Source organism: Ectopseudomonas alcaliphila (assembly GCF_900101755.1).
Classification (GTDB): Bacteria; Pseudomonadota; Gammaproteobacteria; order Pseudomonadales; family Pseudomonadaceae; genus Aquipseudomonas; species Aquipseudomonas alcaliphila.
In genome coordinates, this window is sequence record NZ_FNAE01000001.1 from 1,629,467 (window position 1) to 1,642,972 (window position 13,506).

General features: G+C 64.0%; 10 protein-coding genes. 6 read left to right on the forward strand and 4 right to left on the reverse strand.

All coding sequences use genetic code 11. The features are described 5' to 3' along the window. Positions 1–46 precede the first annotated feature (46 nt). Positions 47–2,458 carry a penicillin-binding protein 1A gene (locus BLR77_RS07680; protein WP_074676424.1) on the forward strand — a complete coding sequence of 804 codons (2,412 nt, stop codon included), beginning with the start codon at positions 47–49 and terminating at the stop codon, positions 2,456–2,458. A 92-nt stretch (positions 2,459–2,550) separates the two neighbouring features. Here BLR77_RS07680 and BLR77_RS07685 read toward each other — a convergent pair whose 3' ends face one another. From BLR77_RS07685 to rpmE, 4 genes are all read right to left on the reverse strand, one after another. Beyond that, positions 2,551–3,819 (reverse strand): malic enzyme-like NAD(P)-binding protein, encoded by a 1,269-nt coding sequence (locus BLR77_RS07685; protein ID WP_074676425.1) that lies wholly within the window; start codon positions 3,817–3,819, stop codon positions 2,551–2,553. Between the two features lie 104 nt (positions 3,820–3,923). Further along, the gene (locus BLR77_RS07690) at positions 3,924–5,360 is read right to left on the reverse strand and encodes a M48 family metalloprotease (RefSeq protein WP_074676426.1); all 1,437 of its coding nucleotides are present in this window, start codon (positions 5,358–5,360) and stop codon (positions 3,924–3,926) included. Then, entirely contained in the window at positions 5,357–6,157 is an 801-nt protein-coding gene (locus BLR77_RS07695) for a thermonuclease family protein (RefSeq protein ID WP_074676427.1), read from the reverse strand. Before BLR77_RS07695 ends, BLR77_RS07690 begins: the two co-directional genes overlap by 4 nt. Positions 6,158–6,183: 26 nt before the next feature. After that, positions 6,184–6,396, reverse strand: coding sequence for a 50S ribosomal protein L31 (gene rpmE, locus BLR77_RS07700; protein ID WP_003459015.1), 213 nt, complete (start codon positions 6,394–6,396; stop codon positions 6,184–6,186). A gap of 158 nt (positions 6,397–6,554) precedes the next feature. Between rpmE and BLR77_RS07705 the strand changes: the two genes are divergently transcribed. The 5 genes from BLR77_RS07705 to hslU all read left to right on the forward strand — a co-directional run bounded on the left by BLR77_RS07705 (position 6,555) and on the right by hslU (position 13,430). Continuing rightward, a complete protein-coding gene (locus BLR77_RS07705; RefSeq protein ID WP_074676428.1) occupies positions 6,555–8,774 on the forward strand; it encodes a primosomal protein N' in 2,220 nt (739 codons plus the stop codon). Between the two features lie 233 nt (positions 8,775–9,007). Continuing rightward, a complete protein-coding gene (argS, locus tag BLR77_RS07710; protein WP_074676429.1) occupies positions 9,008–10,747 on the forward strand; it encodes an arginine--tRNA ligase in 1,740 nt (579 codons plus the stop codon). Beyond that, positions 10,748–11,422, forward strand: coding sequence for an SPOR domain-containing protein (locus BLR77_RS07715; RefSeq protein ID WP_074676430.1), 675 nt, complete (start codon positions 10,748–10,750; stop codon positions 11,420–11,422). A gap of 96 nt (positions 11,423–11,518) precedes the next feature. Beyond that, the gene (hslV, locus tag BLR77_RS07720; protein ID WP_003459006.1) at positions 11,519–12,049 is read left to right on the forward strand and encodes an ATP-dependent protease subunit HslV; all 531 of its coding nucleotides are present in this window, start codon (positions 11,519–11,521) and stop codon (positions 12,047–12,049) included. 40 nt (positions 12,050–12,089) lie between these two features. After that, positions 12,090–13,430, forward strand: coding sequence for an HslU--HslV peptidase ATPase subunit (gene hslU, locus BLR77_RS07725; protein WP_074676431.1), 1,341 nt, complete (start codon positions 12,090–12,092; stop codon positions 13,428–13,430). The last annotated feature ends 76 nt before the right edge of the window (positions 13,431–13,506 follow it).

Here is a 13,506-nt window from a genome sequence, read left to right on the forward strand (position 1 = left end):
CTCGACTCCTGCTTAACTCATTCTTTTACTTGGAATTCCGAACATTTTGATACGCCTGCTGAAGTTCATCTGGTGGTCTTGCGTTGCCGTTTTTTGTGGGCTGTTGCTCAGTTTCAGCGGCGCGTTTCTTTATCTTAGCCCGACCCTTCCGTCCGTCGAGTCGCTGCGTCAGGTCCAGCTGCAGATTCCTCTGCGCGTCTACAGCAGCGATGCCAAGCTGATCGCCGAGTTCGGCGAGATGCGCCGTTCGCCCATTCGCTTCGACGAGATCCCCAAGGAATTCATCAGCGCCCTGCTGGCTGCCGAAGACGATAATTTCGCCAATCATTATGGCGTCGATGTGACCAGCCTGATGCGCGCTGCCACGCAATTATTGAAAAGCGGCCAGATTCAGAGCGGTGGCAGCACCATCACCATGCAGGTGGCGAAGAACTTCTTCCTCACCAGTGAGCGCAGCTTCTCACGCAAGGCCACCGAAATCCTCCTGGCTTTGCAGATCGAGCGCGAGCTGAGCAAGGACGAAATCCTCGAGCTCTACGTCAACAAGATCTACCTCGGCCACCGCGCCTACGGCATCGAAGCTGCCGCACAGGTGTATTACGGCAAATCGATCCGCGAGCTCAACCTGGCGCAGATGGCGATGATCGCCGGCCTGCCGAAAGCACCGTCACGCTACAACCCGCTGGTCAACCCGACGCGAGCCAAGGAGCGCCGCGACTGGATTCTCGGCCGCCTGTATCGCCTGGGCCGTATCGATCAGGCCAGCTACGAGGAAGCGCTTGCCGAAGTGGTCGACGCGCGTTATCACGTTCCCACGCCCGAACTGAGCGCGCCTTATATCGCCGAGATGGCGCGCGCGGAAATGGTCGGACGTTACGGCAGCGAGGCTTATACAGAAGGTTTCAATGTCACCACCACCGTGCCCAGCCATCTGCAGGAAGCGGCCAATATCGCGCTACGTGACGGACTGATCGCCTACGACCAGCGCCATGGCTATCGCGGCCCCGAGAGCCGCCTGCCAGGTATGACCCGCGAAACCTGGCTGACCGAACTAGCCAAGTTCCGCAGCATCGGCGGCCTGGAGCCGGCAGTGGTTACCCAGGTCGAGAAAAGCGGCATTATGGTGCTGACCCGCAACGGCGAAGAGCAGGCCGTGGCCTGGGACAGCATGAAATGGGCACGCCCCTATCTCAATACCAACAGCCTGGGCCCGCGCCCGCAGCAACCTGCCGATGTCGTCCAGCCTGGAGATATCGTGCGCGTGCAACGCCAGGAGGATGGCAGCCTGCGCTTTACCCAGGTGCCTGCGGCGCAGAGCGCGTTGGTTTCCCTCGACCCCTACAGCGGCGCCATTCAGGCTCTGGTCGGCGGGTTCTCATTCGATCAGAGCAATTACAACCGCGCCGTGCAGGCCAAGCGCCAGCCTGGCTCGAGCTTCAAGCCCTTCATTTATAGCGCGGCACTCGATAGCGGCTACACTGCGGCGACGCTGGTCAACGATGCGCCGATCATCCTCTCCGACGACTATCTGTCGCAGAAGTGGCGCCCGAAGAACGACAACAACACCTTCCTCGGTCCGATTCGTATGCGCGAGGCGCTATACAAGTCGCGAAACCTGGTCTCCATCCGCCTGCTGCAGGACATGGGCATCGACCGCAGCCTTCGTTACATCGAGCGCTTCGGCTTCGACCCACAAGACCTGCCGCGCAACCTGTCGCTGGCACTTGGCACCGCCAGCCTGACGCCCATGGAAATCGCCGAGGGTTGGGCCACCTTCGCCAATGGCGGTTACAAGATTGAGCCTTACCTGATCGAACGCATCGACGACCGCAACGGCAAACCGCTGTTCCGCGCCAACCCAGCCCGCGTGCCTGGCAGCGCACCGACCGAGGAGAATGCCACCCTCACCGTCAACGCAACTGATGAGTTGCCGTTGGAGGAACCCAAGGTCGCCGAGCAGATCATCGACGAGCGCACCGCCTACATCATGACCAGCATGCTGCAGGATGTGATCAAGCGCGGTACCGGCCGCCGCGCAATGACTCTCGGACGTAACGACCTGGCGGGCAAGACTGGTACCACCAACGAGTCCAAAGACAGTTGGTTCTCTGGCTACAACGCCGATTACGTGACCACCGCCTGGGCAGGCTTCGACCAGCCGGAGAGCCTCGGTCGCCATGAGTACGGCGGTACTGTCGCGCTGCCGATCTGGATGAACTACATGGGCGCGGTGCTCAAGGATCGCCCCAATCATCTGCCCAAGGAACCCAAGGGACTGCTGACGCTGCGCGTCGATCCGGTCAGCGGCCGCGCTGCGGCACCCGGCACGCCGGATGCCTACTTCGAGCTGTTCAAAAGCGAAGACTCGCCACCACCGATGAGTGAGTTCGAACCCGGCATGGGTGTTCCGGGCAGCCCGCTGCCGGCCGACGAGATGGCGCCGATCGACTTGTTCTAGGACTGAGGCTCAGGCGACAGCAAGCGTCGCCTTGAGCCGAATCACCGACAATAAAAAACCCGCCGAAGCGGGTTTTTTTATTGCTCGGCTGATCAGCCGTTGAACACTTCATCCACCGACTTCAGCGGATAGTGCTTCGGATAGGGCAGAGTCGCCACACCGGATTCGATGGCAGCCTTGGCCACTGCATCGCAAACCACGGTGATCAGACGCTGGTCCATCGGCTTCGGAATGATGTACTCGCGACCGAACGACAGCTCGATACCGCCGTAGGCGTCACAGACTTCCTGCGGCACCGGCAGCTTGGCCAGGTCACGCAGCGCCAGCGCTGCGGCGATCTTCATCTCTTCGTTGATGCGGGTGGCGCGCACGTCCAGAGCACCACGGAAGATGAAGGGGAAACCCAGAACGTTGTTGACCTGGTTCGGGTAGTCGGAACGACCGGTGGCCATGATCACGTCATTGCGCGTCTCGTGCGCCAGCTCCGGCTTGATTTCCGGATCCGGGTTGGAGCAGGCGAAGACGATCGGGTTGGCCGCCATGCGCTTGAGATCTTCCGGGCTCAGCAGATTGGCGCCGGACAGGCCGACGAATACATCCGCGCCGTCGAGCGCATCGGACAGGGTGCGGCGATCGGTCTCGTGAGCGAACACTGCCTTGTACTGGTTCAGATCGTCACGACCGGCGTGAATCACGCCCTTGCGGTCGATCATGAAGATGTTCTCGACCTTGGCACCCATGCTCACCAGCAGTTTCATGCAGGAGATGGCGGCAGCACCGGCGCCCAGGCAGACGATCCTGGCTTCTTCGAGAGTCTTGCCGGCGATTTCCAGGGCGTTGAGCATGCCGGCAGCGGTAACGATCGCAGTGCCGTGCTGGTCATCGTGGAATACCGGAATGTCGCACTGCTCGATCAGTGCGCGCTCGATCTCGAAACACTCGGGGGCCTTGATATCTTCCAAGTTGATGCCGCCGAAGGTGATGGAGATGCGCTTTACGGTGTCGATGAACGCCTGCGGGCTTTCCGAATCGACTTCGATATCGAACACATCGATACCGGCGAAACGCTTGAACAGCACGCCTTTACCTTCCATCACCGGCTTGGAGGCCAGCGGACCGAGGTTACCCAGGCCGAGGATAGCGGTGCCATCGGAAATTACGGCTACCAGGTTGCCCTTACCGGTGTAACGGTAGGCCAGCTCGGGGTCACGAGCGATTTCGCGAACCGGCTCAGCGACACCCGGGCTGTAGGCCAGCGACAGGTCGCGGGCAGTAGCAGTGGCTTTGGTCAACTCGACGCTCAGCTTACCGGGGCGGGGCTGGGCGTGATATTCGAGAGCGGCAGTTTTTAGATCTGACATAGTGGCATTTCCGCTTTTGTTGGCTGTTGAACGGGCAGGCGGCCGAGGATACGCAAGTTGTATACACCTGCACAAGACCGTTCGGTCGCGATTGAAGCGCCGCGCTAGCGCAGCGTTTTCAGCCACTCGCCAGGGCGCGGTTCACCGCTTGGGTAGAGCCCGTTGAGCAGCCTGAGCTGCACCTCGCCATCAGCTGGCAGCGGCGAATCCTTGGCCAAAGCAGAGATGCTCTGCCCCGCCTTGGCCCGCACCAGACGCAGGCGCACCGGCTCGGCCAGCTTGCGCTCGGCCGCCTTGAGCGGCCGATAGCTGCGGATGACATCGAGGAAACGTTGGTCCTCGGTTTCCAGCGAAGCGCGCCCTTTCACCGCCGCCACGAACAGGTAGGCATTGTCGCCCCGATAGATCACCGCAACGCGCCGCGCCGATTGGCCCTGCAACACCGCCGTATAGCCCTGCTGCGCGCCAAGGCGCAACTCCTCGCCCGCCACTAGACGCTGGTTGCCGACACGCTGGCGAAGGAATTCGGCAGGCGACAGACGTTTGTCCACCGCCTCCAGGGTCATGGCGATGAAAGCTTGCTCATCAGGGGTATGACCGATCAGCACATCAGGGCGATTGACCAGTTGCCAGCCCTGCGGGTAGCTCAGGGTGAAGTCCAGCTCGCCGTGATAGAAATTGCGTCCGCGACGAATGCCACTGGCTGCCGAATCGCCGAACACCAAGCCGTCGAGCATCTGCAGGAAATTGTCGCGCCCCACTTCCTGATTGCCGCCCGCCAGCGCACGCGCTGGCCCAATCACCTCCTGCAAACGCCGATCATTGTCCGGGTGCGTGTCGAACAAGCCGTGATAGCCTCCAGTTGCAGGTGCTTCGCCCCGCTTGGCAGCCTGCTCGCGGGCGAAATCCTCCTGCCCCTTGAGCACCTTGACCACCTCGATCATCGCCTGCGGATCATAGCCACCACGTGCCAGGTATTGCGCGCCAAGACCATCGGCTTCCAACTCCATGTCGCGCCCGTAGCCGCGCACGAAAGCATTGCCCATGGCGCTGGTCAGATCCCCTACCGCGCCGACACCGGTACCGATCGCCGCAGCCTGACCGAGCAACCCCCAGGCCGTGGACTGACTTTGCTGGCGGACACTATGGCGCGCGGTCACGTGACCAACCTCGTGACCCAGCACGGCGGCCAGCTCCGCCTCGGAGTTGAGATAGGCGAGCAGGCCACGATGGATATAGATGTAGCCCCCCGGCAGGGCGAAGGCGTTGACGTCCGGGCTGTCGACCAGGGTGAAGACGTACTTGAGCTGATTGCGATGGCTGCTGCGTGCCACCCGTTCGCCGACGCGCTGAATGTAGGCCTGCAGCTTGGCATCCTCGTAGCGCGGATACTGCTTGAGGATTTCCTGGTTGTAGCGCGCGCCGAGATCCAGCTCCTGGCGCTCGCTCATCATCACGAAATCGGTGCGGCCAGTGGCAGGATTGACCGCGCAACCCGCCAACCAGCCGCAAATCAGACACAGCGTCAATGCACGTATCATGGCAACACCTCCAGCATCGCCGAATGGGTAAGCGGCAACATCCAGCGCGCCTGCCCGGATTTCAAACCACCGCGGCTCTGGCGATCGATGACCCAGCCCCGCGCCTCCACCCGTCGCCCTTCGAGCCGCTGCAACGCGCGCACGTCGAACTCGCCGAGCAGCTCTGGCGCCACGCGCAGCACCCGACCTCCATCGAGATCGAGCCAGAGGCCACCGCGATTGCGCTGCACGCCGGTAACCCGCCCGCCGAGCAGGGCGAAGCCACCACCATTCAGCTGGCCAGCCGTTTTCACTTGCTCGGTACGCCACACCCCCAGACGCTGACGCCGCGCCAGGCGCTCGGCCTCTGCCTGACAACTCACGAGCGCGCTATTGGGCGCCACAGCGACCATGAAACCAAGGCCTTCGCCCAGCAACTGCGCTTCCAGATTACGCCCCTGGCGGTCGTAAAGATGGGCCAGGGTGCGACCGTAACGGTCCTTGCGCTGCTCGCCGTAGAGCAGGCCGACACGCCCATCGCTGGCATCGACCAGCGCCTGCAGGCGGCGCTTGGACTGCACGGCGAAAGGCTCGTCACTGCGCCCCTTGCGCCCCAACTCGGGCGCATTGATACCGATCAGGCGAATGCTGCGCCCATCGACCAGGCGCACGGTGTCGCCGTCGACCACCTGACGCACGGCGACCTGAACCAGATCTGCGCGGTGTGGACAAAAGGCCTGCGCCAGATCGACGCACAGCAGAGAAACGAAAAAGGCGCCCACCAGGGACGCCTTTTTCAGTATCACGGAGTGGCGCATGCCAGATTCCGTTTTCGTTCGGTCGCTTACTTGGCGCCGAATACGCCGAAGCGCTGCTTGAAGCGATCGATACGGCCGCCGGTGTCCAGCACTTTCTGCTTACCGGTGTAGAACGGGTGGCACTCGGAGCAAACGTCGAGGCTCAGGTTCTTGCCCAGGGTGGAGCGGGTCTTGATCACGTTACCGCAGGAGCAGGTAGCGTCGATTTCGACGTAGTTCGGATGGATATCGGCTTTCATCGTGCTTTCCTCGGGGTAGTCGTGCCGCCACCCGACCAATGTCAGGCACCGCACAGAAATAGGCCGCGCATCTTACCAGACGCTCAGGCCGATGCAAGCCACGCAAGGCGCCGGTCGTCGCGTGTTAAGATCGCCGGCCTGTCAATGGAGCTTCTGGCTTGCCCAACCTGATCCTGCGCCTCGCCCTGCCCTCGCCGCTGCGCCGCCTGTTCGACTACCTCGCCCCCGCTGGCGTGTCGCGCAGTGCCTTGCAGCCCGGTGTACGCCTGCGCGTGCCCTTCGGCCGGCGCGAGATGATCGGCGTGCTGGTGGAAGTCGACAGCCAGAGCGAAGTCCCAACGGACAAGCTCAAGCCAGCCCTGGAACTGCTCGATACCCGCCCACCGTTACCAGCGTCGCTGTTCAAGCTGTGCCTGTGGACGGCGCAGTATTACCAGCACAGCCTCGGCGACACCCTGAGCTGGGCCTTGCCGGTATTGCTGCGCCAAGGCGAGCCGGCCGAAACCCGCCAGGAACGTTACTGGTTGGTCAATAAAGAGGCCAGCGTCGACGACCCACGCCTGGCCCGTGCCCCGCGCCAACGCGACGCGCTCAAGGCGCTGGCACAGCATCCGCATGGTGTGGCCCACAGCCTGCTCAGCCAGCTGCAACTCAACCGCGACAGCCTGCAACTGCTGCATGAGAAAGGGCTGGTACGGGTCGAGGTGCGCCGCACCCAACCTCATGCGAAACCGGCGCACTGGCTGGCGCAGCCGGAGCTGCCACTGAACGCCGAGCAGCGCGCAGCGGTGAATGCCGTGGCATCGGGCTGGGACCAGTTCAATGCCTTTCTCCTGGCCGGCGTCACCGGCAGCGGCAAGACCGAGGTCTACCTGCAACTGATCCACCAATGCCTGCAAGCCGGCAAGCAGGCCCTGGTGCTGATCCCGGAGATCAACCTCGGCCCACAGACCTTCGACCGATTTTCCCGTCGTTTCAACGCCCGTATCGCCCTGCTGCATTCGGCGGTGAACGACCGCGAACGCCTGGACGCCTGGCTGGCAGCGCGCGACGGCGAGGCCGACATCATCATCGGCACGCGCTCGGCGCTGTTCACGCCGATGAAGAACCCGGGGCTGATCATCGTCGACGAAGAACACGACGCCTCCTATAAACAGCAGGAAGGCCTGCGCTACCACGCGCGCGACCTGGCGCTGGTGCGCGCCCGCCAGGAGGACGTGCCCATCGTCCTCGGCTCGGCCACGCCCTCGCTGGAAAGCCTGCACAACGCCTACAGCGGCCGCTACGCCCTGCTCAAGCTGACCCAACGCGCTGGCGGCGCCAGCCAGCCACGCTTCCTGCGCCTGGACGTTAAAAGCCGGCCGCTGGACTCGGGTATCTCCGGGCCGATGCAACAGGCCATCGCCCAGACCCTGAAGGCCGGCCAGCAGGTGCTGGTGTTTCTCAACCGCCGCGGCTTCGCCCCGACCCTGCTTTGCCACGACTGCGGCTGGCTCTCCGAGTGCCCGCGTTGCGATGCACGCATGACCGTACACCAGCGCTATCAGGAACTGCGCTGCCATCACTGTGGCCATGTCGAGAAGCAACCGAGCAATTGCCCGAAATGCCAGCACGTCGACCTGCGCCCGGTCGGCGCTGGCACCGAGCGCGCCGAAGAGCGCCTGGCGGTGCTGTTTCCCGACTACCCGGTGCTGCGCATCGACCGCGACAGCACCTCGCGCAAGGGCGCCATGGATCGCCTGTTCGCCACCATCAACAAGGGCGAGCCGTGCATTCTGGTCGGCACCCAGATGCTCGCCAAGGGTCATCACTTCCCCAGAGTGACGCTGGTGTCGATCCTCGATGCCGACGGCGGCCTGTTTTCGGCCGACTTCCGCGCCAGCGAGCGCATGGCACAGCTGATCGTGCAGGTCGCCGGCCGCGCCGGCCGTGCCGAAGAGCCGGGCAAGGTGATCATCCAGAGCCATCTGGCCGACCATCCGCTGCTGGTGCAACTGACCGAACAAGGCTACTTCGCCTTCGCCGAACAGGCGCTGAGCGAACGCCGCGGCGCCGGCCTGCCGCCCTTTTGCCACCTGGCTCTGCTACGCGCCGAAGCGCACAAGCCGGGCCAGGCGGAAAGCTTTCTCGATGAGGCCTGCAGCGAAGCCGAGCATTTGCTGGGCGAACTGGGCCTGACCGGCATCGAGTTGCTCGGCCCGGTACCGGCGCCGATGGAGCGTCGCGCCGGCCGTTTCCGCGCGCAACTGCTGCTGCAGGGCAATGCCCGCGCCCCGCTGCACCGCCTGCTCAACCATTGGCTGCATGCGCTGGAACAGATGCCCAGCGGCCGTGCAGTGCGCTGGTCACTGGATGTCGACCCGATCGACCTTTTCTAAGCGACACGCTGCAGGCCTCTAATCCGCAGGGTGGGCCGGGCGGCGTCCCGCTTCAGTCCGTAGGGTGGGCTTCAGCCCACCAACAGCGGCCAGCCTTGGTGGGCTGAAGCCCACCCTACCCACTACCCACGGAAACGCGGCACGCTTTTCCTTGCCGCTTGTGGCTTGCAGCTTGCAGCTGCTCTTATAATGCGCAGTTTTCGACCAAAGCCCCAAGGCAACCCGAGCCGACCATGAAAGACAGTATTCGCCACCTGATCCAGCAAGCCCTCGACCGCCTCACCGCCGAAGGCGTGCTGCCTGCAGGCCTGACGCCGGCTATCCAGGTGGAGAACACCAAGGACAAGAGCCATGGCGATTTCGCCAGCAATATCGCCATGATGCTGGCCAAACCGGCGGGCATGAAGCCGCGCGACCTGGCCGAGAAGCTGATCGCTGCCTTGCCGGCCGACGAGCAGATCACCAAGGTGGAAATCGCCGGCCCCGGTTTTCTCAACTTCTTCCAGAACAGCGACACCCTGGCCCAGCGCCTGGAAGCCGCGCGGGCCGATGCCAAGCTCGGCGTGCGCAAGAACGGCCCGGCGCAGCGCGTGGTGGTCGACCTGTCGGCGCCGAACCTGGCCAAGGAAATGCACGTCGGCCACCTGCGCTCGACCATCATCGGCGACGGCGTGGCGCGCGTACTGGAGTTCCTCGGCGACACGGTAATCCGCCAGAACCACGTCGGCGACTGGGGCACTCAGTTCGGCATGCTACTGGCCTACATGCAGGAAAACCCGGCCGCCGCCGAGAGCGAGCTGGCCGACCTGGAAGGTTTCTACCGCGCCGCGAAGAAGCGCTTCGACGAATCCCCCGAGTTCGCCGACCGCGCCCGCGAGCTGGTGGTGCAGCTGCAGGCCGGCGACGCCGAGTGCCTGCGTCTGTGGCACCGCTTCAACGACATCTCCCTGTCGCACTGCCAGGCGCTGTATGACCGCCTCGGCGTCAAGCTGAGCATGGCTGACGTCAAGGGCGAGAGCGCCTACAACGACGACCTGCCGCATGTGGTCGCCGACCTCGCCGCCAAGGGCCTGCTGACCGAAGACAACGGCGCCCAATGCGTATTCATGGACGAGTTCAAGAACGCCGAGGGCAACCCACTGCCGCTGATCGTGCAAAAGGCTGGCGGCGGCTACCTGTACGCCACCACCGACCTGGCCGCCACTCGCTACCGCGCCGGCACGCTCAAGGCCGACCGCGTGCTGTACTTCGTCGACCAGCGCCAGGCTCTGCACTTCCAGATGGTCTTCGCCTGCGCGCGCCTGGCCGGCTTCGTACCCGCCAGCATGGACATGGAACACATGGGCTTCGGCACCATGAACGGCCCGGACGGCCGCCCGTTCAAGACCCGCGACGGCGGCACCGTGAAGCTGGTACAACTGCTCGACGAAGCCGAGCAGCGCGCCTACAGCCTGGTCAAGGACAAGAACCCTGACCTGGCCGAAGACGAGCTGCGTCAGATCGCCCGCGTGGTCGGTATCGCCTCGGTGAAATACGCCGATCTGTCCAAGCACCGCACCAGCGACTACAGCTTCAACTTCGACCTGATGCTCAGCTTCGAGGGCAACACCGCGCCCTACCTGCTGTACGCCTATACCCGTGTCGCCGGCGTATTCCGCAAGCTGGGCAAGGGTGTGGACGAAATCGGCGGGCAAATCACCCTGGTCGCCGAGCAGGAACAGGCCCTGGCCGCTAAGCTGGCGCAGTTCAACGAACTGCTCGGTAACGTAGCCGAAAAGGGTACTCCGCATATTCTGTGCGCCTACCTGTACGACATCGCCGGCCTGTTCTCCAGCTTCTACGAAAACTGCCCGATCCTCAGCGCCGAGAACGACGCCACGCGCGACAGCCGTCTGCGCCTGACTGCACTTACCGGCCGCACCCTCAAGCAGGGCCTGGAGCTGCTCGGCCTGGAAACTCTGGAGCGGATGTAAATGGCAGCGCGCAAGAAACCGGCGCCGAAACGCGGCGCCAGTCGCTATCAAGCCCCGGCGAAGAAGCCCGTACCGGGCTGGATCTGGCTGGCCTGCGGCCTGGTGGTCGGCGGTTTCTTCATGTTCCTGTTCAGCCTCGAACCGGGCCGTGACGAGATCAAGCGCGACAAGGGCGAACAGGTGCGCAGCACCAAGCCCGAGCCGAAGCCGACGCAACCCGAGCCGGCCAGACCCAAGTACGACTTCTACACCCTGCTGCCGGAGTCGGAAGTGATCCTGCCGCAGGCCCTGGAAGAAACGCCGCCACCCGTGCCTGAGCAAAAGCCGGTCACGCCGGAAGAAGCCGCGAAGATCGACACGGCCCGCGCCGAAGCGGCACTCAACGGCCAGGTGCCACCGCCTCCTCCGCCCGTGCTGGCCAGCGCGCCGGTCACCACGCAGTTCTTCCTCCAGGCCGGCTCCTTCCGCAAACGCGATGACGCCGACGGCCTGCGCGCGCAGATCATCCTGCTCGGCCAGAACGTACGCGTGGAAACCGGCAAGGTGCGCGAGGAAACCTGGCACCGCGTACTGGTCGGCCCCTTCGCCAGCCGCGAGCAACTGGCCAGCGCGCAGAAGACCTTGGCAGCCGGCGGCTTCAGCAACCTGCTGTTACAGCAGCGCCAGGTCCGCTGATCGCCGATTGATCCGCCGCCGGTTGAAAAGCTGCGGCGGGCACCCCATCTGAGTTTCCATCCGGGCAAGTTCGCCCCGCAGCGTGGAGATTCACCCTTGACCACCATCGTTTCAGTGCGCCGCCACGGCAAGGTCGTGATGGCTGGCGACGGCCAGGTTTCCCTCGGCAACACCGTCATGAAGGGCAACGCCAAGAAGGTGCGCCGCCTCTACCACGGCCAGGTACTGGCCGGCTTCGCCGGTGCCACCGCCGACGCCTTCACCCTGTTCGAGCGCTTCGAAGGTCAGCTCGAGAAACACCAGGGCCACCTGGTTCGCGCCGCCGTCGAGCTGGCCAAGGACTGGCGCACCGATCGCAGCCTGAGCCGTCTGGAAGCCATGCTGGCAGTGGCCAACAAGGACGCTTCGCTGATCATCACCGGCAACGGCGACGTCGTCGAACCCGAGGAAGGCCTGATCGCCATGGGCTCCGGCGGCAACTTCGCCCAGGCTGCCGCGCGCGCCCTGCTGATGAAGACCGACCTGTCCGCCCTCGAGGTTGCCCAGACTGCGCTGGGTATCGCCGGTGACATCTGCGTGTTCACCAACCATCACCAGACCATCGAGGAACTGGACGCCCCCGAGTGACGTCCGTTCTTCATACAGATTCGATAGCGAGCCCGATTCCATGTCCATGACGCCCCGCGAGATCGTCCACGAACTCAACCGCCACATCATCGGCCAGGACGACGCCAAGCGCGCCGTAGCCATCGCCCTGCGCAACCGCTGGCGACGCATGCAGCTGCCGGCCGATCTGCGCCAGGAAGTCACGCCGAAGAACATTTTGATGATCGGCCCCACCGGTGTCGGCAAGACCGAGATCGCCCGCCGCCTGGCCAAGCTGGCCAATGCGCCGTTCCTCAAAGTGGAAGCCACCAAGTTCACCGAGGTCGGTTATGTCGGCCGCGACGTCGAATCGATCATCCGTGATCTGGCCGACGCCGCAGTGAAGATGCTCCGCGAGCAGGAAATCACCAAGGTCCGCCATCGCGCCGAAGATGCCGCCGAAGAGCGCATTCTCGACGCCCTGCTGCCGCCCGCACGCCAGGGTTTCGGTGACGAGCCGGCGCGCAGCGAGGATTCCAACACCCGTCAGCTGTTCCGCAAGCGCCTGCGCGAAGGTCAGTTGAACGACAAGGAAATCGACATCGAAGTGGCCGACTCGCCCATGGGCGTGGAGATCATGACCCCGCCGGGCATGGAGGAGATGACCAACCAGCTGCAAAGCCTGTTCGCCGGCCTCGGCAAGGGCAAGAAGAAGAGCCGCAAGCTCAAGGTCGCCGACGCGCTGAAACTGGTGCGCGACGAGGAGGCCGCCCGCCTGGTCAACGAAGAAGAGCTCAAGGCCCGCGCGCTGGAGGCGGTCGAGCAGCATGGCATCGTCTTCATCGACGAGATCGACAAGGTCGCCAAGCGCGGCAATACCGGCGGTGCCGACGTCTCGCGTGAGGGCGTGCAGCGCGATTTGCTGCCGCTGATCGAGGGCTGCACGGTCAACACCAAGCTGGGCATGGTCAAGACCGACCATATCCTGTTCATCGCCAGCGGCGCCTTCCACCTGAGCAAGCCCAGCGATCTGGTGCCCGAGCTGCAGGGTCGCCTGCCGATCCGCGTCGAGCTCAAGGCGCTGAGCCCGCAGGACTTCGAGCGCATCCTCAGCGAACCGCATGCCTCGCTCACCGAGCAGTACAGCGCGCTGCTGAAGACCGAAGGGCTGGATATCGAGTTCGCCGAAGACGGCATCAAGCGTCTGGCCGAAATCGCCTGGCAGGTCAACGAGAAGACCGAAAACATCGGCGCCCGTCGCCTGCACACCCTGCTCGAGCGCCTGCTGGAGGAAGTTTCCTTCAGCGCCGGCGATCTCGCGGGCCAGCAGAACGGCGAGGCGATCCGTATCGACGCGGCTTACGTCAACGGCCACTTGGGCGAGCTGGCCCAGGACGAAGACCTGTCGCGCTATATTCTGTAGGCCCCGTAGCCCGGATGAAATCCGGGGCTCCTGAAGCCCACGGATTGCATCCGGGCTGCCGATAACGGAAATCCAG